This is a genomic window from uncultured Methanobrevibacter sp. (assembly GCF_900314615.1).
Taxonomy (GTDB): domain Archaea; phylum Methanobacteriota; class Methanobacteria; order Methanobacteriales; family Methanobacteriaceae; genus Methanocatella.
This window is the reverse complement of sequence record NZ_OMWA01000006.1, coordinates 13,890-40,142: the sequence shown is the minus strand read 5'-3', so window position 1 is coordinate 40,142 and position 26,253 is coordinate 13,890. Positions and strand designations below refer to the sequence as shown.

Genomic DNA, 26,253 nt, shown 5'->3' with positions numbered 1-26,253 from the left:
TTGTTTAACATTTTCATTTAATTACTAATTAATATTGTCATGTCAATATTTAAATAAAATATAATCTAATAATATCTTATGATGATAACTCATAAGTATATTGATGAAATATTTGAATATGATGGAAGTCAGATTGACCCGTCATGGGCTTTTCAGGAGTTTGGAATATACGGTTCATCAATCATAACATGGATTGGTCCTGTAAATATAACTCCGGACAATCTAAAGGATTTCGCTGATGTCGGTTTAGAAATCAAATCCAACTATATGGTTAATTTCATCTGTGAGTTTTTTGACCAGCAGCCTCCGAATATGAGAATTGCCTATTTAAGACAAAGGCTTCTTGTAATGATATTCAGGGAAATATTAACTGAATATGGTGTAAAAACTAAAAGAGAGGGAGATGACATATTCGTTGATGATAGAAAACTCTCCATTTCAATTGCAAGTATTTCTCTAAGCTCTGCAAAAATTCATTTTGCACTTAATCTGGAAGATAAAGGAACTCCAAATGATGTAGAAACCATAGGATTGTATGATATTAAAGTAGATGAAAAACAGGTATTTAATCAGGATAATCTTTCAGAATTAATCAACAAAACTGTAACTCGTTTTATTGATGAGATAGAAACAATTGAAAATGATATAAGTAAAACTAAGGTGTTAGGATGAAACTTTTAATTAATGGTATTCAATCTAATTTAAGATTTTCATCAGCTCATGTAATTCCAGGACATGAATCCTGCGGATTTATTCATGGACATTCCTATTTTGTGGATGTTGAAATTGAAGGTGAAAGGGCTGGTGAATTTGATTTTGTAGTAGATTTTAAAGATGTTAAAAAATATACAAAGGCAATTTGCGATGAACTGGATCACAGATTATTGATTCCGGTCTATAACAAGTTAATAGACTTTAAGGATTTCGATAAAAAATCAGATTCCATTTTTGATTTGAAAAAAGAAGGTTCAGTTCACTTTAAAATTGATGGAAAAGGATATTCAATTCCTGCTGAAGATTGTATATTTTTACCTCTTCCTTATAGTTCTGCTGAAGAGCTGTCAAAATTCTTTGCTGAAACTTTAGCAAGAAAACTGTCTGAAACCTACGACAATCTCGAGTATGTTTCAGTCTGTGTAAATGAAGGAATTGGTCAGGGAGCTATGTACAGGAAAGATTTATAATGAAAGCTCCCATAATTGAAATCTTTTCATCTTTTCAAGGTGAAGGTCTGCTGATAGGCGAAAGACAAATCTTCGTTAGATTTGCAGGATGTAATCTGAACTGCAATTACTGCGACACCAATGAAAGTAAATCTGAAAAAGCAGGCAGATTAATGACTCCTGGCGAAGTGTCAGAAGAAATTAATAAATTGTTGACTCCTGATTGTAAAACCATTTCATTTACCGGAGGTGAACCTAGCTTATATCCTGATTTTATAAGCGAAGTAAGTAAAAATTTTAATTTAAATATAATGCTTGAAACTAACGGGACTTTGCCGGAAAATATTGATTTAATTGAGAAATTGGACATTGTATCTCTGGATATTAAACTTCCGGAGCATTTTGATGGGAAATTTGATGAAAGTATTTTTATTAATGAGATTAAATCACTAAATTTATTAATAGCAAAGTCTATAAATGTATATTGTAAAGTAGTTATATTGCCTTCAACAAAAATAAAGTCATTTAAAGAGGTAGTTGAAAAATTATCTGAGAGTATTTCAAACAAAAGCAACATTAAAATAATTATCCAACCTTCTAGCCCATTAGGGGACTGGAGAGATATTAATTTTAGATTATTTAGTTTTTCTGAAATTGTTGGGCAATATTTTGAAGTTTCCACCATTCCTCAAATCCATAAGATTTTGGATATTGAGTAATTTTGTTTTTAATATTGATTTTATTTAATTTTGAAGTGCAAATGTAAATTGAGGTGTGAAAATGAAAGATAAAACATCCGTTAACAGAAAATCAAATACAGGTGCAGTTGAACGTGTGACAAAAGTTCATGATAAAGAAGGAGACATCATGGCTATTGCAACTCGAGATGTAGTTTCAATTCCTCCTTCAAAAAGTATTAAAGACACTGCTAAAGTAATGATGGAACACGAATTCAGAAGATTACCAATTACTGATCCAGGTTCCGGTAAGTTATTAGGTATTGTAACAGTAATGGATATATTAGATTTCTTTGGTGGAGGAAAAAAATTCAACATTATTGAGAAAAAATATGAAGATAACTTCTTAGCAGCTATTAACGAACCTGTTAAAGAAATTATGACTCGTGATTTGATAACATTATCCAGCAAAGCTTCAATTGCAGATACCATAGAAGCAATGTTAGCAAATCAATTAGGGGCTATTCCTTTAGTTGATGCTGATGGAAAACTCGCAGGTATTGTTACTGAAAGAGATATTGCTTTATCTTTAGCAGGTATGGCTGGAAAAGAAACTGTACAAGATTACATGAGTACTAAAGTTTTCACTACAACTCCTGGAACACCTTTGGAAGGTGCATGTAAAATCATGGTAAGAAACAGTTTAAGAAGAATTCCTATTGTTGGTGGTGAAGCAGATATTTCCAAAGCTGCTAAAAAATTATTAGGTATCCTTACTTCTACTGATGTAATAAGATTCCTTAATGCAAAAGAATTATTTGATAACTTAAATTCCAATTTAGCAACTGATGTTTTAAAAACCATCGTTTCAGAAATAATGGTTGAAGACCCAGTAACTGTCGAACCAACTATGACTATTGGCGATTTATGCGAACTCTTCGCTGAAAAGAACATTGGTGGAGTGCCAGTAGTTAAAAATGACAAAGTAATGGGTATTATTACTGAAAGAGATATTTTAAACGCAGTTAAAAGATATTAAAACACTTAAAGGAGATGATAATATGCAAATCAAGAATTTGATGTCTGAGGATTTAATCACTGTAGACAAAGATCAAAATCTTTCTGATGCTTTAAAATTGTTACGTAAACACAATGTATCCCGTTTACCAGTAACCAATAATAAAGAATTAGTTGGTATTATTTCAGAAAGAGACATAGCTAACAAGCTTGGTTCTTCAAAATATGAAAGCATGCCTGCATCAAGACTTCATATTTCATCTGTAATGGTTAAAGATGTATTTACAGTTCCAAAAACAATGCAATTGGAAGATGTTGCAAAACTGATGCTGGACAATGGAATAGGATCAGTTCCGGTCGTTGATGAAGATGAAAAAATGGTCGGTATTGTTTCCAAAGCAGATTTTGTAACACTTGCAACAGGAATTGCATTTGATAAAATAGCTGTAAAAGAAGTAATGTCTAAAGAATTAGTTACAGTATCTCCAACTGAAAGAATTGTTCATGCTAGAAGACAAATGATTGAAAATCATGTTGGAAGAGTGCCTGTTGTAGATGATGGTAAACTCGTTGGAATGATTACATCTAAAGACTTAATGAGAGCTTTCATTGACTTTAGAAAAAAAGTTCCTGAGAAATACCAGAAATCTCAAATTAAAGAGCTTTTAGTTGAAGACATAATGTCTTCTAATCCTACATCTGTAACTAAAGATATGTCTATTACTGAAGTGTCTCAAATAATTATGGAAACCGGATTTAACGGTTTGCCTGTTGTTGAGGATGATGAAGTAGTAGGTATTATCACTCAAACAGATATTTTAAAACTAATTGAAAAATTAGAATCTTAAATTTCGTATAGTTTTTAACTATACTACTTTTTTTTATTTTTAAGGGGGTTTAAAAATTACATTAACATCATTTTTAGGTCCTAAAGGAACATTTACTCACGAAGCTGCCAGTATGGTGGGTGATGAATTAATACCGTATTGTTCAATTCCCGCTGTTTTGGAAAGCGTTCAGAATGATGAATGTGTGTATGGTGTTGTTCCTATTGAAAACTCAATTGAAGGACCCGTTGGTATTACACTAGATTCACTAGCCCATAACTTTGATTTAAAAATTTATAAGGAAATTATTATCCCAATTAATCAAAATCTGATAGTTAATCCAGGTTGTAAAATAGAAGATATTGAAGATGTTTATTCTCATGCCCAGGCAATAGCACAATGCAGGGAATTTATAAGTAAAAATAAAATCCAGCCTCATTATGCAATCAGTACTGCAAGAGCTGCAAAGGATATTAAAGGAGATAAAACAAAAGCGGCAATTGGAAATTCCAAAATAGTTGAACTGTATGGTTTGGAAATTCTTGAGGCTAATATTCAGGATACGGATAATAATATGACAAGATTTGTTGTCCTTTCAAAAAAAGACTCTGAAATAACCGGCAATGACAAGACATCCATAATATTTTCAATTTATGAGGATAAGCCGGGTCAGTTATATCATATATTGGGAATATTTGAAAAAAATAATGTTAACTTAACAAAAATTGAATCCCGGCCGTCCAAACAGGGTTTGGGAAAATATATTTTCTTCGTTGACTTTGAAGGTCATGTAAAAGATGAAAGAATTCAAGGTATAATTAACGAAATAGAAGAAAATACTTATTATTTAAAAATTCTTGGTTCTTATCCTGAATTTTAGGAAACTTTAAATTAATGTTTATATAAAATTAATCATGTACAATTCAGGGAGGGTAGGCATGTCAGAAGATAGAGAAAAACTTCTAAAAATCATGAGTAGTTTAGAAGACGATTATAATTCTGGAAAAATATCTGCTGAAAAATACAGTTATTTCAGATCCAAGTATGAAGACAAGCTAAATTCTATTGATGCTAAAGCAGCTACAAGAAGAATTAGGTCCATGCAAGGAAAATCCTCTAAAGATACTCAAAAGAAAAGAAGAAGAAAACCTACCAAAAATAAGAAAAAACAAGAACAGGACTTGGTTCAGAAGTATATTATAAATCCTAAAAAATCCGATGAAAAATATAATAAAAAGAAAAAGCCCGCTATGGATAGTGGAACCTTTAAATTATTATTGTTATTGATACTGGTTATTGGTTTTACTGCCGGTACTGCATACGGAATTTTCAATCTGGATTTCGGATCAATATCTGACTCTGAAAATGTAGCTGTTGTTGATGATACTGCATTCCCTGAATTCAAAAATGATGTTAAATTAAATAACACTACAACTACTAAAACTTATAATAACAGCTATAATTCATATAATAGCAATAATAATTTAGAGACAACTTCTGATGATAGTAATGTCGAGACTACCTATGACAGTTCTTATCAGAGTTCTCAACAGAGTAGTCAGTCTCAAAGTTCTCAGAGTTCTCAAAGTTCTCAAAGTTCGTCTGATTCGGGCTCAAGCAGTCAATCTGGAAATGGTGGAGGATCTAATAATTAATCCATAAGGTGATATTATGAGAGGTAATCTTTTTAAAATAACTATTGTAATTTTAATGCTTTCATTATTATTGGTTTCTGTATCTGCTGTAGCTAGTGCAGACAATAAAACTGATATAAGTATAATGACTTTATCTAAAGGAGGTATTACAATCCAATATCCTTCTGATTGGGGTAGCTCACAGGCATTGTCTAATTATTCAGTTTTAGCTATTTCCAAAATGGACTCAATTGATGCATTCGGTATTGGTCAGGTCAGTGTAATTGTTGAGAAGAAATCTATTGATGGCGATTTCGGTACATTTGTAAATGATACCTATAAATCAATGCAAAAAGACAGTTCGTTCCAATTGGTTTCATCAGGTAATGTAGCTATAGACGGCATGGAAGCCTTTGAATATATTTACACTTCCACTCAGAACGGCGCTCAAAAGGAACATAAGGCAGTCTGGTTTGAAAAAGGCGGTCAGGCTTATGTGATTATGTACAGTGCTCCATTGGATAAATTCGAAGATAATTTGTATGTTTTTGATTATATATTATCAAATATTCAAATTACCTAATTCTTTTTTTTAAGGTGTTTATATGATTGTTTTATGTGTTACAGGTAGTATTGCAGCTACCGAATCAATTAAATTAGCTCGTGAACTTAGAAGAAATGATTTGGAGGTAAAATGTTTTATGAGCGAGGCAGCTTGTGATATCATAACTCCAAATGCAATGGAATTTGCAACAGGCAATGAAGTGGTAACTGAACTGACAGGCAAAATAGAACATGTCAAATATTCTCAGGAAGATCTGATTTTAGTTGCCCCTGCTACTGCGAATACTATTTCTAAATTCGCATATAAAATGGCTGATAATCCGATTTCCACTCTTTTAATCACTGCTTATGGTCATGATACTCCAATAATTTTTGTGCCTTCAATGCATGACTCAATGTATAAGGCCATTAAAGGAAATATAGAAAAAATCAAAGAGGAGGGTTCCGCTACTTTTATCAAGCCTAGAATGGATGAAGGTAAAGCAAAATTCCCTTCAAAAGAAGATATTGTTTTGGAATCTTTAAGAACAATCAACTTGCATAAGGACTGATATTATTAAAGGAAAAAAAGTTTTAATAAGTTTGGGTGGAACTTATGAACCTATTGATTCTGTAAGAGGCATTACCAATAAATCTTCCGGAAAGATGGGTTTGGAACTTGCTAAAGAAGCATATATCAGAGGTGCAGATTTAAAACTGGTTGTAGCTAATGTCAGTGTTGAAATTCCTTCTGTTTTTGATGTCATTCGTGTTGAGACAAGCAGCGAAATGAATGATGTAATTTTGAATCTGGTACCGGACTATGATATTTTTATTTCAACAGCTGCTGTGTCAGATTTTGAATTCAGGCAAAAATCTGATAAAAAAATTGATTCCAGCAGTTCTTTATTTTTGAATCTTAAACCAACTACAAAAACTATTCGCCAAATTAAAAAATATAATCCTGATATTTTTTTAGTGGGATTTAAGGCAGAGTTCAACATCTCCCGTGAAGACATTATCGGGTGTGCAAGAAAACAGATTGTCGATGCGGGTACTGATCTTGTAATTGCAAATGATATATCTAAAAATGAGTGTCATTTCGGGTCAGACAACAATGAGGTCCTGATTGTTGATGATGATGTGTTATCTGTGCCTCTGGCATCCAAAAAAGAAATTGCAAAAACAATTTGTGACGTAATTTCTAAAAAAATATAACTTTATCCATATCTACTTATTACAATATCTAATTTTTTCAATAAGTATTGTTTATATTAATGTAATGAGTATTTATTTTTATAGATTTTGATGCAGGTTATAATTTAGTAGGGTGTATAATCAATTAAACTGATGTTTCATTTCTCTTCTAAAATTCAATGTATTAATTTTTTTAGGTTAAACTAAATTACTTGGTATGTGTTCTAATTTTCATGTATCTTTAGTTATAAATCTATTTTTTAAATTATGATTTTATGTTATGTGCAATATTGTTTTCAATTTGTAGGATTTGAAGAAATAATTTTTTAGTAAAAAATCTATTTTTTTATCAAAAAATGAGCATAAATAAGTAATACTTTTTAAAATAAAATATGTAAAATAATCTTTGAAAATGTTTCTCTTAAAAATAGTTTATTCAATAAAATAAGTTCATGCCTTTAGGCTTGAGTTAAATGGAGTGATTAATAGAGTGAATCAACCTAAAGGACGTTTCAATGAACTTTTATTTTATTTGCATTAGCATATTTTATATTTTATTTCATAGTATAAAAAGGTATCTAAGTAATACTTTTTCGTGTTTTTTGTAGTAATTTTTTATATTTCTCACAGCTATTTTTTAGCTTAAATTTCAATCAATATTCCTTGTTTTTTTTTAAAAATTTTTTTCTACTAACAATGCAATATGGTCTTTTTCGTAAGGTTCCAGTTTTACTTTTTCGATAATTTTAAAACCTTTCTCTTTCAATTTCTTTTCTTGTTCCTTGAATATCTTTTTAGGCTTTTGTACTACATCAATACTTCTGGCTTTTATCATTAAAAGACCAAGTCCATCATCTTTTGAGAATAAATTCATGTTTTTCATAAATAGTTCACTTTGTGTTGGCTGGGCGACATCGCAGTATACCAAATCTGATTTTTCAACCAAATTCAAATATCCTTTTGGTTTGGTTGCATCACCTAAAATCGGAGCAATGTTAAGTCTTTGATGTGAAAGACGAACTAATTTTTTAGCTGTTGTTGGTGAAAATTCTACTGCATATACTCTTCCATTGATTGTAATATCAGAAATGTGTGAAACGGTGGTTCCGGTTGATGCACCTAAGTATAATACTTTTGAAGTGTCCTGAAGCTCTAAATTTTCTAACCCGTTTAAAAGAGCGGCTGCTAATTTTGAACGTCTAGGATTCCATATCCTGTATTCAACATCCTCCATAATCAATTCTTCTCCATAAACTGAAATTCCAGGAGTTAAATTCTTTGTGGCAATATTTCCATCTTTAAAATAAACATTCATGCTTTATCTCCTTTTCTTTCTTTTTTTAGATTTTCTTTTCTTATTTTTTGATTTGCCCTTTTCTTCTTTCCTCTTTTTAGTAGTTTTAGTTGGGAAAGGATTGTTTTTTTCAATTTCTTCTACTTTTGCAATAAAATCTTCGAATGCATTTTCATCAAATGTTTTGGTAAAGACGTCCCGTCTGACGGCCAGTGAAATTTTACTTGCAAGAATTCTGGCAATCTTTCCACGATTCCACCATTTAGCACCGCGCACCTGTGGATGCTGATAGATCAGACCGTATTTTGGAGGCCTGTCTCCACTTTTCAGATGTCTGAATAATGCTTTTTCAGCTCCCATTATCTGAACTGTACTTGAAGGGTATGTTGCAAGGCGTTTAAGTCCGCCTGCGTGTGAAATCAGTTTTGCTCCAAGTGATGATCCGACAATCAGTTTTAAATTAGGTGCAATTGATTCCATTTTGCTGTCAATATATTCTTCAATGTCCTTTCTTGTGTTTTGAAGTTCATAAATGGAATTTGCGTATTTGTTCATTATCTCCAGGTCTTGAGGATTGATATCATCATCAAGGTCAAGGGAATTGTCGGGAAATGCATCTGGTTTGGCTTCCATAATCTTTTCTTTGGATTTGTTTTGTGAAATTAATCTGATATAGGTCTCATTATTTCTGATTACTTCCATTTCTGGGAAATAAAGTGCATACCATTCTCTAATTCTTTCAATTAATTTGGAAATTGTTTCGTCTATTTCATCAATTGAATTTATAGCTTGAATTAGATGCTTGTCTTCACTTGCAGATTCCTTTTTAATTTTATAAATCGCTAGTCTTTGATAAATGTCAGTAATTTCTTCTTTATCAAGTCCGAATTTATCATAATTTTCTCTCAGATATTCTCCGCCTTGATTTGGTGTTTGAATAATGATTTTTTCACTGGAATAATCTGATAATCTTTTATTTGATTCGATAATTATCTCATCATAATCTTTTGATACTTCTTCGATAATTTCCTGTTCTTCAGCTACGATTTGTTTTTCTGCAATTTGGGCTAATCTATTTATTATTTCATTTTCAGGAAATGGTTTTTCACAAATTAACTCATTATCACTATTAAAAGCTAAAAATCCTTTAATTGAGTAAGTTATATAACATTGCATGAAATAAACTATTTTTTTTATTTTTAATAAAGATTATGAAAAGATTTAATTTATTTAAAATTTAAATTAAATATAGAATTTTCTATTTTTTGGAATTGTTATCATGTCAAAACAGAGTTTTAGAGATTTAAAAAATGAAATTGAATTAAAAAATGCAGAAATTGATGAACTTACAATGGATCTTCAGGATAAGATAGAGCAAATCAATAAGCTAAAATTATACTCCACTAAGCTTAAGTACGAAAAGAAAAATCTGGAGGATAAACTGGACACTAAAATAGATTATGATAAGGCTCAGATGAAGGAATTGGATGATTTGTCTGAAAAATTAAAAGAAAAGGACTCAATCATAGAAGATAAGCAGGACCAGGTTAAATATTTAAGGTCTCTCGTTGATGATTATAAGTCCCAAATTAAGGAAAATAGTGAAAACCTTGAGATTCAATTAAGAAAAATATCAAAAACCTATGAAGGTTTGCTCGAGCAAAAAGACATGATTATAGAAAAACAGGATGAACAAATTTCAAAATTGATTAAATCTAACGAAGAAATCGTTAAGTCTAATAAAACTAATGTTATTAGCTTGAAATTGCAGAATGAAAAATATCAAAAGATTATTGATGAATTAACAAAAACTAATTAAATAATTAATTACAAAGTTGATAATATGTTAAAAACTAAAATTTGTGGGGTAGAATTTAGAAATCCTCTAATGTTGGCTGCAGGTATCATGGGAAGCAATGCTTCTTCCATGAATTGGATTTTAAAATCAGGTGCAGGAGGAGTTGTTAGCAAATCTTTTTCAATCAATCCTCATCCGGGTTATCCAAATCCAACAACCGTTGCAGTTGAAGGCGGAATTTTAAATGCAATAGGGCTTTCAAATCCAGGAGTTGAAAACTTCAAAGAAGAGCTGAAAAAGATTGAAAGGGATGAAAATGTTGTTATCGCTTCAATATATGGTGCTACACCTGATGAATTCTCTACACTTGTAGATGAAGTTCAGGAATATGTTGATATGATAGAGCTGAATATTTCATGTCCTCATGCGATGGAAGGTTTCGGAGCTTCCATTGGTCAGGACTGCAATCTGTCTCATACTATTGTTTCAGCTGCAAAAGATGCCGCTGACGTTCCAATTATAGCTAAACTGACTCCTAATGTTACTGATATAACAGAAATTGCTAAGACATGTGAAGATGCGGGAGCAGATGCATTGTCTTTAATCAATACATTAGGTCCTGGAATGAAAATCAATATTGATGTTGCAAGGCCGGTATTATTCCATAAATCCGGTGGAATGAGTGGAAAAGCTATAAAACCGATTGCAATCAGCAATGTTTATTCAGTTTATGAAGCAGTTGATGTTCCATTAATCGGTGTTGGTGGAATATATACATTTGAAGATGTTGTTGAATTTATTTTTGCAGGTGCAAGGGCAGTTCAGATAGGTACTGCAATAATGGACGAAGGAGTCACAGTATTCAGTGATATCAATGAAGGTCTCGAAAAATTCATGTCCGAAAAAGGATATTCCTCAATCGATGAAATGGTCGGACTTGCACACAGGGAGTTGTAAAATATGATTAATGAACCGAAAATTGTTGAAATTAAAGAGATTATTGAAGAGACTCCTACAATTAAAACTTTTAAATTTGATTGGGATATGGAAAAGCTTGGACGTCCAAATCCCGGCGAATTTGTCATGGTCTGGAACTTTAAAAATGAAAAGCCAATGTCAATATCTCAAATTAACGATAACGAGCTGGCAATCAGTGTTAAAAATATTGGTGAGTTTACCTCTCAACTGCATGACCTTAAAGTAGGTGACGAAATAGGTGTGAGAGGCAGTTATGGTAACGGTTTTAATAATTCATTTGAAGGTAAAAAAATCCTGGCTATTGGTGGTGGAGTTGGTATGGCTCCTATTGCTTCAATATCTTCTGATCTGTTGTCAAAAAATAATGAAGTGGATGTTGTTGCAGCTGCAGTCACAAAGGATGAATTATTGTTTACAGATTATCTGGAAAATTTAGGCGCTACTGTTCATCATTGTACTGATGACGGAAGTTTCGGATTTAAAGGATTCGCAACTGATTGTACTATAAGTTTGCTTGAAGATGAGACTTATGATTATGCATTTGTCTGCGGACCTGAGATAATGATGAAAGGTATCTTTGATATACTTGAAGATGCTTCAATACCTGCCCAATATTCTCTTGAAAGATACATGAAATGTGCTCTGGGAGTATGTGGTCAATGCTGCGTTGACGGTGAAGGTTGGAGAATCTGTGTAGAAGGTCCTGTTTTTGAAAATGACAAAATATATCAGATTACCGAGTTCGGAAAATACAGAAGAGATGCTTCTGGTGTAAAATACTAATTTAAGGATGATTGATATGGGAATAGACATTAAAAGTTATTTAAATCCGCCAGTATTGCTGGTAATCTTTCTGATAATAATTTCTTTAATGTTTATCTTCCCTGTCCTAAACATGATTCTTTTGGGTATTATTCTGGCTTATCTTGTAAGGCCGGTCTCTCAAAAGATTCGCTCCAAACTAAAATTTTCATCACTATCGATTATACTGGCTATGATTGTGGTTTTGATTCCGTTAATATTGCTGGTTGCTTATATTTCTTATGAAGTCTATTCCGTTGCAGCATCATTTATGGCAAGCAACTATTATGTGAATCTGGACCAGTTTATCTCACAGCTGCCAATAGATATGGGTTCTGTAAATAACACAGTCAATTCATCTATTAATGAAATTGCAAAATATCTGTTGAGTTATTCTGTTTCATTTTTAAGTAAATTCATGAATATCTCTCTGGATTTATTTATATTGGTCTGTTCAGTATTTTATTTTTCCCGTGATGGAGACAAATGCTTAAACTTTATTCGTGATTTTGTCCCTGACGATTCAAAAGGATTTTTTGACAGGACCTGTGAGTCAGTAAAGGATGTTTTGAGAAGCATATTTTACGGTCATTTTTTAACTTCAGTAATAATTGGTATCTTCGGATGTATCGGTTATTCACTTTTGGGATATCTTTTTGGAATATTTTTGGGTGTGCTGACTGGTATTTTGCAACTGATTCCGGTATTCGGGCCTTGGCCAATTTATTGGGCTTTATTTTTCACAGACCTATTTTCCGGAAATTACATAAGGGCTGTTGTAGTTTTACTCTTTGGATTTTTCCTGAGCACTATAGATATGTACATAAGACCGGCTTTATCAAGCCATTATGCTGAAATTCATCCGTTAATCTTGCTTGTCGGATTTTTATCAGGTCCTCTTGTATATGGTGTTGTAGGTTTTATAGTAGGGCCTTTGATTTTAGGAATAACATACACTGTTTTGGATAATTACAGGAAAGAATATCTTCTTGGAGATGGATAAATGCAGAAAAATGTTGTAATTTTGGATATTGATTATGTAACTTTTGAAGATAAACCTGTCATTAGGTTGTTTTCTAAGGAAGGTGATAAAAACATCATACTCCTTGATGATACTTTTGAACCTTATTTATATGTTGTATCAGATAATATTGAAGAGTGCATTCGCGAAATTAAGGAAAATCTTGATGTTGTTGAAGCTGAACACATCGTTAAAAAAGATTTCCAGATTGAAAGTGATTTTATTAAAGTTACTTTCAAACATCCTCAGGAACTTGCAAAAAACAGGGATAATCTCAGGGATCTGGAAAACGTAGTTCAGATAAGAGAATTCGATATTCCATTTTACAGAAGATATCTCATGGACAGGGATATTATTCCAATGACTGAAGTGGTAGCTGTAGGTGAAGAAGTCGAATCCTTTTTGAAATTGGATTCTAAAAAACAGGACATCACTATTATCAAATTAACAGAAGAGCTTAAAAGAGTTCCGGAGTATCCTCAGAATTTCAGAATTTTAAGTTTCGATTTAGAGGTTAGAAATCCTCACGGGATGCCGAATTCAGATGAAGATGAAATAATCATGATTGGAGTGGCCAGTAATTTCGGCATTAATCAGGTTATTTCTACAAAAACCAATTCTTCCGGTCGTGGGGATTTTGTAAATCAACTTGAATCTGAACGTGAGATGATTCAGGAATTTGTAAGAATTATCAAAGACAATAATGTTGATATTATTGTTGGATACAATTCAGATAATTTTGACTTCCCATATCTTAAGGACAGGGCAAAACTTTTAGGCGTGGATTTAGATATTGGAATGGATGAATCTGACGTTAAGTATATTAGAAGAGGATATGCAAATGCCGCTTCTCTTAAAGGTTTGATTCATGTAGATTTATACCTTGTAATGAGACGCTACATGTCACTTGAGAGATATACATTGGAAAGAGTTTATTATGAATTGTTCGGAGAAGAAAAGATAGATGTTCCCGGTGAGAGAATCTGGGAGTTCTGGGACAATGGCGGTGAAGAGCTGGACAACCTGTTTGATTACTCTTTAGACGATGTAATTTCCACTTTAAAAATTGCCGAACAGACATTGCCTCTTAACTTAGAACTTACTCGTATTATAGGCCAACCGTTATTTGACGTTTCACGTATGGCAACAGGCCAGCAGGCTGAATGGTTTTTGGTTAAACAGGCTTATTTTGATGATGAAGTTGTTCCAAACAAACAGGGATCCAATTTTGCAGACCGTGCAAATGCTGAAGATAATGAAGGCGGATACGTTAAAGAACCTGAAACAGGTCTTCATGAAAATCTGGTTCAGTTCGACTTCAGGAGTCTGTATCCTAGTCTGATAATATCAAAAAACATATCTCCTGACGTAATGATGCTTGATGATGTTGACAATGAAGATGATTATAATATATCTCCGGAACATGGAATCAAGTTTAAAAAATCACCGCAGGGGTTCATTCCATCCGTTATCGATAAGATTTTGCAGGAACGTTTCAGAATTAAAAGAGAAATGAAAGCATCAGATGATCCTCAGGAGAAGAAAGCTTTGGATGTACAGCAGCAGGCCATTAAAAGACTGGCAAATACAATGTATGGTATTTATGGTTTTCCAAGATTCAGATGGTATTCATTTGAATGCGCAAAAGCGATTACTTCATGGGGAAGGCAATATATCAAATCATCAATAAAAAAAGCTGAAGAATTTGGTTTTTATACAATATATGCTGATACTGATGGTTTTTACGTTAAATATAAAAAAGAAAAAGAGTAAGAGAAATTAATTCTCTTAAGATTTTGTTATTTTTATGCTAGATGTAGCAGATTTTGCTGTTGTGTAGCTGCTACCTTTACTTATAACGACTTTGTGTGTTCCCACTTTTAAGGATTTTACATTAAGTTTTGCAATTCCTTTTGAATTGGTTTTCAAAGTGTAGGTTTTATAAGTTTTTCCAGTGTATACTTTAACTTTGATAGGTATTCCTGCTGAAACCACTTTTTTAGTTTTAGTATTTTTAACTGTAATCTGGAAGTATTTGCTTGCTCCTTTTTTAGCAGTTAATTTTTTAGGAGTGAATTTCAATGGAGCTTTTTTGATTACAAACTGGGAACTTTTTTGAGCAGCTGTAAAGTTTTTGGATTCTCCTTTGGAGACTACAACTTTGTAAGTTCCAGGTTTAAATGTATCCAGGGAAATTCTTAATTTACCATCTAATGCGGTTTGACCGTCGTAGTTATAGTATCTGTTGCTGGAGATGAATATTTTAACATTAAGTTTAGCACCATAAATCGGTTTGTTGTTTTTAGAGTTAACTAACTTAATAGTAAATGTGCTTCCAGATTTGTAATATCCGGTTACTTTTCCAGCATTGATTTTTGCGGTAGCTTTTTTAACAGTGAAAGATTTGGTAACTGTACTTGCACTATATCTGGTATCTGCCATTTGCACAGTCATCTTATGGCTTCCAACAGCTGCAGGAGCATAATTTACAGTAACAATGCCTTTATTGTTTGCCTGGTAAAGATATGATTGTTTTTGTTTACCTGTGGTTATTGTAATTAAAACAATTGCACCTGGTACGACTTTACCAGTTTTTGAATCTGTTACTTTGATTGTTGCGGTATTTCCTGTGTTGTAATACATAGGAGTATTCATGGTCACAGTCATTTTAGTTTTAATTGCTAAAACGGTAATTGTTCCATCAACGCTTTTTTTGTTAATGTTTTTGGTATCATTATTGCTAACGGTTAATTTATATTCGTTAGGTACTAATCCACTAACATTAATTTGAGCTGTTCCATTTGCATCAGTTTGGAAATAATAATCTTTTGCAGTTGTTGCAGGCATATTCAAGTGGAGAATAACTCCGCTCATAGCTTCGCCTGATTTAGCATTAGTAACATTGATAACTACTTTTTCTGCAGATTGGTAGTACTCTTTATACGGGTTAATCACAATGTTGATTGTTGCTTTGTTGATTGTTAAGTCCACATTTTGTTTTAAAACATAAGGACTGCTCATAGACAATTCAACTGCATGTTTTCCTACTTCAAGCTGTTTCATGGTAAATGAATTGTTTGTATTATCAAATTCATAAAGATGGCTTGTTTTAAATTTAGCAGTACCATTTGCATCAGTTGTGGCACTGAATCCTGCTCTAATATTTCCAACAGTGTATAAACTTATTTTTTGATTACCAATTGCAGTATTAGTATCTTTATCGATGATTTTAAAAATAAATTCACCAGTTTGGTATTCATTTTCTGCATTTATTATTTGCAGATCCACATTATATATTCTAGTTAATGTAATCTTTTTTGAATATGTTTTGTTTCCATCAACATAAGTAATATTTACAGTCGCTGTTGTAGCATTTATTGCGTATGGGAATGTTATGTTATTTTTAACAAATTCAAAATCACTAATAGTTTTATTAATTGTGTCATTGCCGTTTTTATAACTTAAAAGTAATGTTAAGTTATTTTTATCCATATTATAAATATTTACACTATCTGTTAATGTAATTGGAATGACTACTTTTTCAGTACTATTTACATTTCTGTTAGTTACATTTAAGAATGTGTCTCCAACAATGGATAATGTCATTTTTGTTGAAGAAGCAGTATAATTAGCATTTCCTAAATATTTAATAACTATGCTGTGATTTCCAGCTGCTAATTTATCAGTTAATGTAATGCTGGAATTGGCATAACTAAATTTTATAGTTTTGTTGTTTTCAGTAACATTTAAATCTCCACTTTTTATATCTATATTTTGAGATTCGTTATCTTTCACGGTTACTGGAATTTTTGCAGTTTCTCCATTGTTTATTTTAACATTTTCAGAAACCACGGTTGTATCTATTTTTGTGTCCTCTACAATAGAGCTATTGTCTGAAAGGACAGTAATTGATCCATCATTAGCTAATTTAGCGTCTGCATCCATTGCAGCATCACTAGCACAAACAGATCCAATACTTACCAATAGGAATAATGACATCACTATCAATAAGATATGAGAGTTTTTAAGTTTCATAACTTTTTATTCCTCCTTTCTAAAAAGAAAATTTTTGTAAAAAAATAGTTAAATTTTCTAGTATTATAATTTTAAGTATTTTTTTGCATATATACTTTTGTTCATTTTTAATATATAATCATTTTTGTTTTATACTGATTAAACTATATTTTATCTTTGGCTGTGTGGTGTCTATAAAGTTTAGGTTATAAAAAAAGAAATTTTGAAGAATTAAATTTATTCTTCAATGTAGGAATCTATATCAATGTCTAAATTGGTACAGATTTCTTTTAACTGTTCATATAATTTTTCATCAATTGCTACACCATTGGCTTCAGCTTCAGCAATTCTTTTAACTTCCAAATCTCCTGGAATAGCAACAGTTTCACCGGTAGCTCTAATTTGTGAAACAAAATCTTCTGTATGTTCAACAAATTCATCAAAGTCTCCAAACTTGGATGGGTCAATTACAACATACAAATCTCCTTTGGTACAGTTTTTAGTTGGTGAAGCGGTACCTGTTACTCCATGACCGTATCCTGCCTGTACTAATGGTCCTGTTAAAATTTCGATTAATGCTGATAAAGCATATCCTTTAAAACCACCAAACGGTAAGATTGAACCTTCTAATGCTGCTTCAGGGTCATTTGTAGGGTTTCCATCTTTATCTAATGCCCATCCGTCAGGTAAGTCCAAACCTTTTCTTTTTGATTCGATGATTTTTCCACGGGCAGTAACTGATGTTGCCATATCTACAGTAATATATGTTTTGGAAGGAATTCCTAATGCAACAGGGTTTGTTCCGATTAATGGTTCTTTACCTCCTAAAGGAGCAATAGCAGGATCGGTATTTGCTAAAACAAGTCCGATACAGTTTTCTCTTAATGCTAAATCAGAATAAAATCCGGTTACTCCGAAGTGATTTGAATTATGTACTCCAACACATGCAATACCTACTTCTTTTGCTTTTTTAATAGCAATTTGCATTGCTTTATATGATACAGCTTGACCAAATCCGCTGTTACCGTTAATCAATGCTATAGCCGGAGTTTCTTTTTCAATTGTAATGTTATCTTTTAGATTAATTGTACCTGCTTCAATACTAATTAAATATTGTGGGAATCTGCCAAGTCCATGAGAAGTAAATCCTTTTAAATCTGCATCAATTGTAGCTTCTGCAACTAGTTCTTGGTCTTCTTCACTAGCTCCTAATTTTTTTAATATTTCTTTTACAAGAGCTATCTCTTTATCTTTCATTATTTTCATTATATCTCACACCTCTATTCATTTAATCAGTATTCAATTTCAGACCCTTCAAAAGCTTTAACTGTAATCTTTTCATCATCTGTAACTTTACCTATGATTTGGCAGTTGCAGTATTCTTTCAAAGTGCCCATAATTTTTTCAGCTTCATTTTCTTCACAAATTACAACAAAACCGACACCCATATTGAAAACTTTATACATTTCTTTGATGTCCACGTTCTGTTCGTAAATTAATTTGAATATCTCTGGAACTTCCGGAAGGTCGGTTATATTGTATCCGACTCCTTTTTTCAAACGTCTGAGGTTAGTAAAACCTCCTCCGGTAATGTGTGCAAGTCCGTTGATATTGTATTCTTTTTCAAATAATGCTACAATAGGTTTTACATAAAGCTCAGTTGGTCTTATTAATTCTTCACCGATTGTAGTGTCAGAATTTGGCATTTTATCATCAACGCTAAATTCGGCATCGTCAAATAATGCTTTTCTAGCTAAACTGTATCCGTTAGAGTGGATTCCATTACTTTCGATACCTATTAAAACATTTCCAGGTTCGATATTCTCGCCTGTAATGATTTTATCGATATCTACAAATCCGATACCTGTTCCTGCAAGGTCAAAATCTTTTATGATTCCCGGAAGTGAAGCAGTTTCACCGCCGATTATTGCAATTTTAGATTCTTCAGCACCTTTTACAAGACCTTCTGCAATTTCAGAAGCTCTTTCAGGATCAGGTTTTTCCACTGCAAGATAATCAACTAATGCAATTGGTTCAGCACCAACACATAAAATATCATTAACAACCATAGCAATGCAGTCGATACCAACAGTATCGTATTTATTCATCATTTCAGCAATTAAAATTTTACTTCCAACACCATCGGTACTCATTGCGATAGCTTTGTCTCCTAATTTAACTAAAGCAGCATAATGGCCGCTGTCTGTAATTATGTCTCTATATGATAATGTTGACTTGAGTTTATCAGCTAGTTTAGAAACAGTAACTGCTTCAAGGTCTATGTCAACACCAGATTCTGAATAAGTAACCATTTTTACACCTATTGTTTAATAAAAATAAATAAAATGTTGTAAAGATTACAACATAGCTATTATAATAATATTTTGTTTTATATACTATATAATTATTAATGAATTCTCACACAGTCTAAATTAATTGGAGTTTTGGTTTCGATTTTATAACTTCTATGAATTGATGAAGCTAAATCGACTGCCTTGTAAGGGTCTCCGTGACATGTAATGACTTTTTCAGGTCTTGGATTAAGTCTTTTTACATATTCCATTAATTGTCTTCTGTTTGAGTGTCCACTGAATCCGTTGATGGTTTTTATTTGCATTTTTACGCAGAACTGTCTGGTTCTTCCATCATCATCTTCAAGAGGAATTTCCTTCCATCCTTTTTGGACTCTTCTACCCATTGATCCTTCAGACTGGTATCCTACAAAGATTAAAGTATTCTTTTCATCTTCACATAACCATTTGAAGTATTCTACGGAGTTTCCACCGGTTAACATACCGGAAGTGGATAGGATAATTGCAGGGTCTCTGCTTTCAACAATTTCTTTTCTCTGATCAATGTTTTGAACTTTTTTAAACATGTCAGAAACGAATGGATTTCTTCCCATGTGGAATATTTGGTCTCTTAAGTCTTTACTTAAGTATTCTGGTCTTGCTGTGTGAATTGCAGTAGCTTCCCAAATCATTCCGTCAATGTAAATAGGGACTTCTTCAATCAGACCGTGTCTCATGTATTCTTCCAATACGACCATAAGTTCTTGTGCTCTTCCTACTGCAAATACAGGAACCAGTACTTTACCTCCACGTTTAAGTGTTTTGTAAATGGTTTTCATCATTTCTTTTTCTGCATTATTTCTGGAAGGCTGAATATCTTCTCTTCCACCGTAAGTACTTTCCATAATTACGGTTTCAGCACGTGGGAATCTGATTGTTGCAGGTTCCAGTAATCTTGAAGGTTCATATTTGAAATCCCCAGTATAGACAAGGTTGTGTGCTCCATCACCAATGTGCATGTGGGATATAGCTGAACCTAAGATGTGTCCTGCGTTATGTAATGTTAATCTGATATCTGGAGAAATGTCGGTAACTTCTCCGTAGTCTAGGGTGATAGTGTTTTTAATTGCTTGTTTAACATGTTTTGATGTAAATGGTAAGGGATTACCTTCTCTGTGAGCAATATCTAAATGATCGAACTGGAGCAATGTAGTTAAATCTCTGGTTGGGGTTGTACAATATACTGGTCCGTCATATCCGTAATGGAACAGGTATGGTACAAATCCGCAGTGGTCTAAGTGAGCGTGAGAAATAATGACTGCATCAAGTTCTTCGATTGAAAATTCAGGTGCATTAAGATAAGGGAATGCATTTTTATTATCTGAGGCTGCAACATTAACACCGCAATCCAGCAATACTCTACTGTTTGGTGTTTGTAAAAGCATTGAAGAACGTCCAACTTCTTTAAATCCTCCCATTGAAGTAACTCTTGCCCAGTCGTTAGGGTATTTGCTTCCTTGGTGGATTTGGCGTCCAAGACGTTGCAACATTTTTTTTCTTTCTTTACTGCTATTTTTGTGAATAGTTCTAATTTTTCCAATAATGTCTGAACTGATTGGTGGGGTTCTTAAAATTTTAGGAGCCCAACCTGTATTCTTTACAATATTTCTGGATGTTACTCCATATTTTCCGATAACAAGTCCCGGTTTTTTAGCAGTAATCACTACTTCTCCGGTAACAGTATCAAAGTAAATATCTGTTATTTCTGCACCTTCAGGAACTATTTCATGAACTTTATTGATAGTAGCTTCAGGTTCAAGTAATGCGCTTTTATCAGATCTTATGATAATTCTTTTTCTAAGTTCTTTAGCTAGTGACCTTATTAAGTCACCGTTTTCAGTAATAATTTCTGGATTTTTGGTATAAACTACTACTTCTGGACCTTCAAATTCTACTTTTGAAACTTGAATTTCATCAGGTAGTTTTTGCAAAATCTCTTTTTTAATATCTTCTAAAATATCTGAAGTCATATAATCCCTTCAAAAAAAGTTATGTGTATTATTATAGTTTATGAAAAGCATTTAGCTATAATTAGTAAATTTCATAAACTATCTACACAGTATTATATAAAAAAATAGTTAGTTATGAAAAATTAGTCTTTTGCTTTATATCTTATCCAAAACTTCTTTAATTTTTTCATTATCTAACATTTCAAAGCCGTTTTTGTCTACTTTAGCGACTAAATATCCGTTTCCGGAGTAAGTATCACGTTCAGCAGCAGCTCTGATAGCTCTTATGGCTATTTCAATTCCTTCGTCAGTTGTCAAATCATCTCTAAATCTGTCTTCAAGAACACCATATGCAACGATGGAACCTGAACCTGTAGAAATGTAAGTATCTTCAATCATACCTCCGGCAGGATCAAGTGAGTAAAGAGATGGTTTATCTCCGTCCATTCCACCAAGTAATGTTTGAACATACATTGGTCCTGAACGTAATATGTTTGCTGTTAAGGATGCTGCAGCTTTAACACTTATTGCATCATTGTTTCTCATTTGGTATAATGATACTTCAGCTTCAATAACTTTCATTAAGCTTTGTGCATCTCCAACAGAACCAGCTATGGTTGTTACAATATGATCGTCAATTTTAAATATTTTTTCTGCGACTTTGTGAGCTACTAAATTTCCCATACTAGCTCTTCTTTCGCTTGCAAATACAACTCCGTCTTTGCATGTAATTCCGACGGTTGTTGTACCTTCTAATATTTTATCATCCATCTAAAACACCTCATATAAGTATTTAAAATATCTTCTTATTTCAACTACTTTGATAGGTAATATATTAAAATTCAAATTAATATTGCTATTAATTTTTATTTAAAATCAGAATCAATAATTAGTATAAACTAACAATATTAATATTATCTATTTGCATATATAAACTTTTCTTTCAAAAGGTGAGTAAATGAAATACAAAAAGATTGGAGACATATTAATTTTAGACAATAGCTATTCAGATGATGACTTTGACAGTTTGGCTAAAAAACACAATGTTAAGACAATCATGAAAATAGACCATATTCAGGGAACTAAAAGAGAGCCTATTTATAAAATTCTTTATGGCAGTGAAACTGAAACTGTCAATAAGGAAAATGGGTGTTTGTTTAAACTGGATTTAGCTAAAGTAATGTGGTCTAAAGGAAACAATAATGAACGTTTAAGAATTGCTAAATTAGTTCAGGACAATGAAACAGTTATTGATATGTTTGCAGGCATAGGTTATTTTTCAATACCTGTTGGTGTTCATGCAAATGCTAGACATGTTTATTCAATTGAAATAAATCCGAATTCCTACCACTATCTTTGCGAGAACATTGAATTAAACAAAGTTAAAAATATTACTCCAATTTTAGGCGATTGTATGGCTGAAACACCTAAATTGAAAGCCGACAGGATCATTATGGGATATGTTAAAACAACTCACCATTATCTAAAAGTGGCTATTGACAGTCTGAATAAAGGAGGAATTCTTCACTATCATGAAACAGTTCCTGAAAAGTTAATGAATACCAGACCAATTGAAAGAATTAAATCTCAGGCCGGCAATCGTGATGTTGAAATATTAAAAATAAATAAAATAAAAAAATATGCTCCAGGTGTGGAGCATGTGGTTATTGATGCTAGGATAAGTTAGAGATACTTTCGAGGACAGTATCAGTTAACCATTCCTTGTTGATGTATTTGTCATAAACACATAATCTTTCAATCAGTTCAAATCCTGCATCTTCAGTTAATTTTTTAAGTTCATCTATGCCTGGCCACGGGGATGTAATGTTAACGTAGTCGGGACTTACAGGTGAAACTCCTCCCCAGTCGTCAGCACCGCATAATAGGAATATCTGTGCTGTATCATTATTCAGATTTGGGGGGACCTGAATACTTACATCAGTATCTTTAAAAATTAAAGTTCCTGCAATAACTGTTCTGATCATATCCAAAAAGCTTGGCTCAGGCCAGCTTTCCATTTCAATACCTGGAATTGGTGTAAAATTTTGAATGATGACTTCCTGGATATGGCCGTAGTTATCATATAAATCCTTAATAGTCAGTAAAGAATCAGCTATTTCTTCTTTAGTTTCCCCTATTCCGATGAGTATGCCTGTAGTATATGGAATTTTCAGTTTTCCAGCATTTTCAATAGTCTCTATTCTTAAATCAGGATTTTTTCCAGGACTTTTATTGTGTGCTGGCAGTTCCATTAATCTTTTCGAAGAGTTTTCAAGCATTAATCCCATTGAAGCATTAACTTCTTTCAACTTCTTTAAATCATCAAAGCTGAAGTTGCCTCCGTTGGTATGGGGAAGTAAGGTAGTTTTCTCTAAAGTCATTTTGCAGATGTCATAAACATATTCGCCCATTTTTGAGTAGCCAAATTCTTTAAGTCTTTGGCGAACTACTTCTTCTTCATCTGCATCTTCACCAAATGTAAATAATGCCTCTTTACACCCATATTTTTCAGCTTCTTTTAAATCAGCTAAAATTTCTTCTTTTGTCTTGAGAATGATTGCATGAGGGTCGTCAGGACTTTTTTTAAAATTACAGTATCCGCAGTCATTTCTGCAGATTTCAGTCAATGGTATAAAAATATTTTTAGAATAAGTAATAAGATTATTCTCCCTATATTTTGCAGTTTCTGCCATGAAACGAATTATTTCACTGTCAGTTGCATTTAATATTTGGAGAATATCCTCTTTTGTTGTAGATTTCATTGTTCTCTCTGCTATTAATGTTCAGATACAGTTACTTCCACATAAAGTGGTGGAATTTCATTTTTATCTTCCCAAATAGCTATTATAATATCAAAGTTTTGAACTTCAAATATTTTATATTCAACAACAAGACCCATGGATTCTAATTCATCTTTCATTCTCATGAAACCATTAGTATCCACATCATTGGTATAATGTTCACTTTCTTTGATATTTTTGTCTCCAGTTTTTAAAATTTCATCAATTTTATCTGAAGTTGGTTCTAATTCTTTTCCTTCTAAAAGTTGTCCAATTTCTGAAAGTTTAGATGAAAATTCACTGAGCGGTAAAACTTTTCTTGATCTTCCTCTAACGATTAAAATTCTTTCATTATCAATTGCAGGTCTTGATCCTTTAAATGCATCAAAAAATCCCATTACTTTACCTGCAAGTTCATAAGTTTTTTTCATTAAATCAGATCCTATTCGATATTTAATTCTTCTTTAAGTTCTCCCATTGTGGTGACTTTTTCTGCAAATGCATTGTGTCTGTGAATACTTTCATGATTTTCCTGACGTGAAGTAATTAATGTGTCATCTGGGAAATCTGAGTATTTTTTAGCAATACTTTCCATCATATTTCTAACACAATCTTCAACAAAAACAGGTTTTCGATGAGCATTCATAACAGTTGCATTTTCATCAGGTCTTTTGAGCAATTCACATACTGGTGAACTCATTGATTTTTCAATAATCTCAATAATATCTTCTGCTTTCACTACTTTATCTTCTGGAACTTCAATTAATAATGTTCCAACTCCCCTTTGGTTGTGTGAAGCAAAAGTAACAGTATCTAATACTTTTTGTGTAGTTTCTTCATCTAGGAATTCTAATAATTTGAGTTTATCAGATTCTCTTACTGATTCCTGTGCACATGGGCAAACGGTCATTCCAATGACTTCCGCACCAATACTTTTTTTAATTGACACGCTTCCATCATCATTTCTAAAACCGACTGCTTTTGCTTTTAATAATGCAGTTTCTTGGGTTTTATTTTTAGTCACTGGGGACTCTCTCATAAACATAAAATCAGTTTCCATAGCTATTTCAACACGTTTTGCATATTCGTGTTTTTTCATCATGCAGTCAACAATTTCAGCGCATAATGATTCAACATCTATGGTATTACCGTTAGCAACAGTTTCAAGAACTTCACTTATTGCTTCCGGGTTTCTAGACATGTGTACACCTTTTTGATCATTTGGTAAATCAACAAATGCATCAAATGTAGGTAATAATATTATAGGTCTTTTATTTGCTCTTTCTAATTGTAATAGTTTTTTAACTCCGGTAACACCTACTCTTGTTAATTTAATAGGTATTTTTGGAGCGTCGTCTTGTGTGTCGGGTAAGCATATTGCCAATTTAATTACCTCGAAAAATTTATTTGAACATTATATATTTATAATGTCTTTTTATTTATATATTTAGATTATTTCCTTGTAGGTGTTTATTTTTCAAGGCATTTGGTTGGAAACTGTTTTTTACACATTTTTACAAAAAAATAGAATGTTTTTTAATATTATTAAAATTTTTATAAAAAAAGTTTAATTGCAGTAAAATTTACTGCAATTTCATATATATTTTTAGATTATAAAATGTTTGAAGATCCCATATCTTCCTTAATAACGTCTAAAACTGTTTGAGTATAAGTTCTTTCTATAATTGGGTCTTTTAATAGTTCTTTAATGAATGCATTTAATTCATTGGTATTTCTGAACTTAGCAATTAAGAATGCATCATATTCTCCAGTAACGTCATAAATTCCGACTACATTCTTATTGAAGAAGGTTTTTTCTTCCCAGTTTTTAAGTTTTCCGCCTTTTACTCTTACACCAATAATGGTTGTCAAGACGAATCCAAGTTTTTCGTGGTCAATGACAGGTGAGAACTTTTTAATAACACCGGATTTAACCATCTTATCAATACGGTTGTGAACAGTACCTACAGATACATCTAAACTACGGGATATTTGTCTATAGGAAGTTCTAACATCTTCATTAATGATTTTAAGAATGTTAATGTCAGTGTCATCGAGTTTTATAACATTATCCTTAGTTTTTACCATATTTTTTCTCCTAAAATTATTATGTTAATACTATAGATTGAAATCTATTAATTAACTTATAATAATATAACTGTTTTATATTATTTAAAAGTATTCATCTTTTGTATAATTTTTTCTCTAT

The 26,253-nt window shown here is 32.2% G+C and carries 27 protein-coding genes; 16 read left to right on the top strand and 11 right to left on the bottom strand.

The window, feature by feature from the left end; translation table 11 throughout:
- Positions 1–78 precede the first annotated feature (78 nt).
- From QZN33_RS02815 to QZN33_RS02770, 10 genes are all read left to right on the top strand, one after another.
- Positions 79–672 carry a DUF366 family protein gene (locus tag QZN33_RS02815; RefSeq protein ID WP_296789409.1) on the top strand — a complete coding sequence of 198 codons (594 nt, stop codon included), beginning with the start codon at positions 79–81 and terminating at the stop codon, positions 670–672.
- Complete coding sequence (locus QZN33_RS02810) at positions 669–1,184, top strand: 6-pyruvoyl tetrahydropterin synthase family protein (protein WP_296789408.1); 516 nt, start codon at positions 669–671, stop codon at positions 1,182–1,184. The genes QZN33_RS02815 and QZN33_RS02810 overlap by 4 nt, the downstream gene beginning before the upstream one ends.
- Positions 1,184–1,882, top strand: coding sequence for a 7-carboxy-7-deazaguanine synthase QueE (locus QZN33_RS02805; RefSeq protein ID WP_296789407.1), 699 nt, complete (start codon positions 1,184–1,186; stop codon positions 1,880–1,882). The genes QZN33_RS02810 and QZN33_RS02805 overlap by 1 nt, the downstream gene beginning before the upstream one ends.
- 61 nt (positions 1,883–1,943) lie before the next feature.
- Positions 1,944–2,879 carry a CBS domain-containing protein gene (locus QZN33_RS02800; protein ID WP_296789406.1) on the top strand — a complete coding sequence of 312 codons (936 nt, stop codon included), beginning with the start codon at positions 1,944–1,946 and terminating at the stop codon, positions 2,877–2,879.
- 22 nt (positions 2,880–2,901) lie between these two features.
- Positions 2,902–3,705, top strand: coding sequence for a CBS domain-containing protein (locus QZN33_RS02795; protein ID WP_296789405.1), 804 nt, complete (start codon positions 2,902–2,904; stop codon positions 3,703–3,705).
- Between the two features lie 55 nt (positions 3,706–3,760).
- Positions 3,761–4,564, top strand: a complete 804-nt coding sequence (gene pheA / locus QZN33_RS02790; RefSeq protein WP_296789473.1) for a prephenate dehydratase — start codon at positions 3,761–3,763, stop codon at positions 4,562–4,564.
- 58 nt (positions 4,565–4,622) lie between these two features.
- Complete coding sequence (locus QZN33_RS02785; RefSeq protein WP_296789404.1) at positions 4,623–5,339, top strand: endoglucanase; 717 nt, start codon at positions 4,623–4,625, stop codon at positions 5,337–5,339.
- Positions 5,340–5,355: 16 nt separating this feature from the next.
- Entirely contained in the window at positions 5,356–5,901 is a 546-nt protein-coding gene (locus QZN33_RS02780; protein ID WP_296789403.1) for a PsbP-related protein, read from the top strand.
- 22 nt (positions 5,902–5,923) lie between these two features.
- Positions 5,924–6,433, top strand: a complete 510-nt coding sequence (locus tag QZN33_RS02775) for a flavoprotein (protein ID WP_296789402.1) — start codon at positions 5,924–5,926, stop codon at positions 6,431–6,433.
- 31 nt (positions 6,434–6,464) lie between these two features.
- Positions 6,465–7,079, top strand: a complete 615-nt coding sequence (locus QZN33_RS02770) for a phosphopantothenoylcysteine decarboxylase (RefSeq protein WP_296789401.1) — start codon at positions 6,465–6,467, stop codon at positions 7,077–7,079.
- A gap of 652 nt (positions 7,080–7,731) precedes the next feature.
- Here the strand turns inward: QZN33_RS02770 and QZN33_RS02765 are convergent.
- Together QZN33_RS02765 and QZN33_RS02760 are read right to left on the bottom strand one after the other, a co-directional pair.
- On the bottom strand, positions 7,732–8,373 hold the full coding sequence (locus QZN33_RS02765; protein WP_296789400.1) for a fibrillarin-like rRNA/tRNA 2'-O-methyltransferase: 642 nt from the start codon (positions 8,371–8,373) through the stop codon (positions 7,732–7,734).
- A gap of 3 nt (positions 8,374–8,376) precedes the next feature.
- Complete coding sequence (locus tag QZN33_RS02760; protein ID WP_296789399.1) at positions 8,377–9,528, bottom strand: NOP5/NOP56 family protein; 1,152 nt, start codon at positions 9,526–9,528, stop codon at positions 8,377–8,379.
- A 103-nt stretch (positions 9,529–9,631) separates the two neighbouring features.
- Between QZN33_RS02760 and QZN33_RS02755 the strand changes: the two genes are divergently transcribed.
- Genes QZN33_RS02755 through QZN33_RS02735 form a run of 5 tightly spaced genes read left to right on the top strand, consistent with a single transcriptional unit; the run spans position 9,632 to position 14,723 of the window.
- Positions 9,632–10,171 carry a glycosyl transferase gene (locus QZN33_RS02755; RefSeq protein WP_296789398.1) on the top strand — a complete coding sequence of 180 codons (540 nt, stop codon included), beginning with the start codon at positions 9,632–9,634 and terminating at the stop codon, positions 10,169–10,171.
- A gap of 24 nt (positions 10,172–10,195) precedes the next feature.
- Positions 10,196–11,107: a dihydroorotate dehydrogenase gene (locus QZN33_RS02750; protein WP_296789397.1), complete on the top strand. Its 912-nt coding sequence runs from the start codon at positions 10,196–10,198 to the stop codon at positions 11,105–11,107.
- Between the two features lie 3 nt (positions 11,108–11,110).
- A complete protein-coding gene (locus tag QZN33_RS02745; protein ID WP_296789396.1) occupies positions 11,111–11,911 on the top strand; it encodes a dihydroorotate dehydrogenase electron transfer subunit in 801 nt (266 codons plus the stop codon).
- A gap of 16 nt (positions 11,912–11,927) precedes the next feature.
- Positions 11,928–12,932 carry an AI-2E family transporter gene (locus QZN33_RS02740; protein WP_296789395.1) on the top strand — a complete coding sequence of 335 codons (1,005 nt, stop codon included), beginning with the start codon at positions 11,928–11,930 and terminating at the stop codon, positions 12,930–12,932.
- Positions 12,933–14,723 carry a DNA-directed DNA polymerase gene (locus tag QZN33_RS02735; RefSeq protein ID WP_296789394.1) on the top strand — a complete coding sequence of 597 codons (1,791 nt, stop codon included), beginning with the start codon at positions 12,933–12,935 and terminating at the stop codon, positions 14,721–14,723.
- 15 nt (positions 14,724–14,738) lie between these two features.
- On the opposite strand, the gene QZN33_RS02730 is transcribed toward QZN33_RS02735, so the two are convergent.
- The 5 genes from QZN33_RS02730 to psmB form a co-directional block, all read right to left on the bottom strand.
- Positions 14,739–16,985 carry a hypothetical protein gene (locus QZN33_RS02730; RefSeq protein WP_296789393.1) on the bottom strand — a complete coding sequence of 749 codons (2,247 nt, stop codon included), beginning with the start codon at positions 16,983–16,985 and terminating at the stop codon, positions 14,739–14,741.
- A gap of 216 nt (positions 16,986–17,201) precedes the next feature.
- A complete protein-coding gene (comC, locus tag QZN33_RS02725; RefSeq protein WP_296789392.1) occupies positions 17,202–18,230 on the bottom strand; it encodes an L-sulfolactate dehydrogenase in 1,029 nt (342 codons plus the stop codon).
- Positions 18,231–18,256: 26 nt separating this feature from the next.
- A complete protein-coding gene (gene purM, locus QZN33_RS02720) occupies positions 18,257–19,276 on the bottom strand; it encodes a phosphoribosylformylglycinamidine cyclo-ligase (RefSeq protein ID WP_296789391.1) in 1,020 nt (339 codons plus the stop codon).
- A 95-nt stretch (positions 19,277–19,371) separates the two neighbouring features.
- Positions 19,372–21,285, bottom strand: coding sequence for a beta-CASP ribonuclease aCPSF1 (locus QZN33_RS02715; protein ID WP_296789390.1), 1,914 nt, complete (start codon positions 21,283–21,285; stop codon positions 19,372–19,374).
- A 135-nt stretch (positions 21,286–21,420) separates the two neighbouring features.
- A complete protein-coding gene (gene psmB, locus QZN33_RS02710; protein ID WP_296789389.1) occupies positions 21,421–22,035 on the bottom strand; it encodes an archaeal proteasome endopeptidase complex subunit beta in 615 nt (204 codons plus the stop codon).
- 187 nt (positions 22,036–22,222) lie between these two features.
- On the opposite strand from psmB, the gene QZN33_RS02705 reads away from it, so the two are divergent.
- Complete coding sequence (locus QZN33_RS02705) at positions 22,223–22,951, top strand: class I SAM-dependent methyltransferase family protein (protein WP_296789388.1); 729 nt, start codon at positions 22,223–22,225, stop codon at positions 22,949–22,951.
- Here the strand turns inward: QZN33_RS02705 and cofG are convergent.
- From cofG to QZN33_RS02685, 4 genes are all read right to left on the bottom strand, one after another.
- Positions 22,938–24,026, bottom strand: a complete 1,089-nt coding sequence (gene cofG / locus QZN33_RS02700; RefSeq protein WP_296789383.1) for a 7,8-didemethyl-8-hydroxy-5-deazariboflavin synthase subunit CofG — start codon at positions 24,024–24,026, stop codon at positions 22,938–22,940. The two genes, QZN33_RS02705 and cofG, sit on opposite strands and share 14 nt — an antisense overlap.
- A 14-nt stretch (positions 24,027–24,040) precedes the next feature.
- Positions 24,041–24,475, bottom strand: a complete 435-nt coding sequence (locus QZN33_RS02695) for a DUF2120 family protein (RefSeq protein ID WP_296789382.1) — start codon at positions 24,473–24,475, stop codon at positions 24,041–24,043.
- An 11-nt stretch (positions 24,476–24,486) separates the two neighbouring features.
- The gene (gene mptA, locus QZN33_RS02690) at positions 24,487–25,428 is read right to left on the bottom strand and encodes a GTP cyclohydrolase MptA (RefSeq protein ID WP_296789381.1); all 942 of its coding nucleotides are present in this window, start codon (positions 25,426–25,428) and stop codon (positions 24,487–24,489) included.
- Between the two features lie 227 nt (positions 25,429–25,655).
- Positions 25,656–26,132 (bottom strand): Lrp/AsnC family transcriptional regulator, encoded by a 477-nt coding sequence (locus tag QZN33_RS02685; protein ID WP_067044706.1) that lies wholly within the window; start codon positions 26,130–26,132, stop codon positions 25,656–25,658.
- Between the last annotated feature and the right edge of the window lie 121 nt (positions 26,133–26,253).

Coding starts and splice junctions, on each gene's coding strand:
- QZN33_RS02815 (WP_296789409.1), top strand. CDS start 79: ATGATGATAACTCATAAGTATATTGATGAAATATTTGAATATGATGGA.
- QZN33_RS02810 (WP_296789408.1), top strand. CDS start 669: ATGAAACTTTTAATTAATGGTATTCAATCTAATTTAAGATTTTCATCA.
- QZN33_RS02805 (WP_296789407.1), top strand. CDS start 1,184: ATGAAAGCTCCCATAATTGAAATCTTTTCATCTTTTCAAGGTGAAGGT.
- QZN33_RS02800 (WP_296789406.1), top strand. CDS start 1,944: ATGAAAGATAAAACATCCGTTAACAGAAAATCAAATACAGGTGCAGTT.
- QZN33_RS02795 (WP_296789405.1), top strand. CDS start 2,902: ATGCAAATCAAGAATTTGATGTCTGAGGATTTAATCACTGTAGACAAA.
- QZN33_RS02785 (WP_296789404.1), top strand. CDS start 4,623: ATGTCAGAAGATAGAGAAAAACTTCTAAAAATCATGAGTAGTTTAGAA.
- QZN33_RS02780 (WP_296789403.1), top strand. CDS start 5,356: ATGAGAGGTAATCTTTTTAAAATAACTATTGTAATTTTAATGCTTTCA.
- QZN33_RS02775 (WP_296789402.1), top strand. CDS start 5,924: ATGATTGTTTTATGTGTTACAGGTAGTATTGCAGCTACCGAATCAATT.
- QZN33_RS02765 (WP_296789400.1), bottom strand. CDS start 8,373: ATGAATGTTTATTTTAAAGATGGAAATATTGCCACAAAGAATTTAACT.
- QZN33_RS02760 (WP_296789399.1), bottom strand. CDS start 9,528: ATGCAATGTTATATAACTTACTCAATTAAAGGATTTTTAGCTTTTAAT.
- QZN33_RS02755 (WP_296789398.1), top strand. CDS start 9,632: ATGTCAAAACAGAGTTTTAGAGATTTAAAAAATGAAATTGAATTAAAA.
- QZN33_RS02750 (WP_296789397.1), top strand. CDS start 10,196: ATGTTAAAAACTAAAATTTGTGGGGTAGAATTTAGAAATCCTCTAATG.
- QZN33_RS02745 (WP_296789396.1), top strand. CDS start 11,111: ATGATTAATGAACCGAAAATTGTTGAAATTAAAGAGATTATTGAAGAG.
- QZN33_RS02740 (WP_296789395.1), top strand. CDS start 11,928: ATGGGAATAGACATTAAAAGTTATTTAAATCCGCCAGTATTGCTGGTA.
- QZN33_RS02735 (WP_296789394.1), top strand. CDS start 12,933: ATGCAGAAAAATGTTGTAATTTTGGATATTGATTATGTAACTTTTGAA.
- QZN33_RS02730 (WP_296789393.1), bottom strand. CDS start 16,985: ATGAAACTTAAAAACTCTCATATCTTATTGATAGTGATGTCATTATTC.
- comC (WP_296789392.1), bottom strand. CDS start 18,230: ATGAAAATAATGAAAGATAAAGAGATAGCTCTTGTAAAAGAAATATTA.
- purM (WP_296789391.1), bottom strand. CDS start 19,276: ATGGTTACTTATTCAGAATCTGGTGTTGACATAGACCTTGAAGCAGTT.
- QZN33_RS02715 (WP_296789390.1), bottom strand. CDS start 21,285: ATGACTTCAGATATTTTAGAAGATATTAAAAAAGAGATTTTGCAAAAA.
- psmB (WP_296789389.1), bottom strand. CDS start 22,035: ATGGATGATAAAATATTAGAAGGTACAACAACCGTCGGAATTACATGC.
- QZN33_RS02705 (WP_296789388.1), top strand. CDS start 22,223: ATGAAATACAAAAAGATTGGAGACATATTAATTTTAGACAATAGCTAT.
- cofG (WP_296789383.1), bottom strand. CDS start 24,026: ATGAAATCTACAACAAAAGAGGATATTCTCCAAATATTAAATGCAACT.
- QZN33_RS02695 (WP_296789382.1), bottom strand. CDS start 24,475: ATGAAAAAAACTTATGAACTTGCAGGTAAAGTAATGGGATTTTTTGAT.
- QZN33_RS02685 (WP_067044706.1), bottom strand. CDS start 26,132: ATGGTAAAAACTAAGGATAATGTTATAAAACTCGATGACACTGACATT.